Here is a 263-nt window from a genome sequence, read left to right on the forward strand (position 1 = left end):
CAAAAGGGTTCAAGAAGTCGAGGAAAATTTATCGGTAGCATCAAATTCTATGATTACACGAAACGTTATGATTCTTGAGAATGATGAACTTGTTCTTCTATCAAAATATTTAGGACAAGTCATAGAAAAAGATGAACAAGAGTTACATGAAAGAATTCATTCTCTTAGAGAAGAATTTTGATATATATTATCAATAAATAGTTCAAGCTAGGCGTGTCCGTGTCCTCCTCAAAAGAAGCCTAGCGGAAAAAGCTCCCGGTCAT

General features: G+C 34.6%; 1 protein-coding gene. It reads left to right on the forward strand.

What is annotated here, in order from left to right; translation table 11 throughout:
* Positions 1-181, forward strand: a 181-nt coding sequence (locus R0J87_RS21510) for a hypothetical protein (protein WP_498888838.1), incomplete at its 5' end; no start/stop codon positions are given.
* Positions 182-263: the final 82 nt, after the last annotated feature.

Origin of the sequence: Halomonas sp. SIMBA_159 (assembly GCF_046536035.1) — a bacterium.
GTDB lineage: Bacteria > Pseudomonadota > Gammaproteobacteria > Pseudomonadales > Halomonadaceae > Vreelandella > Vreelandella venusta_A.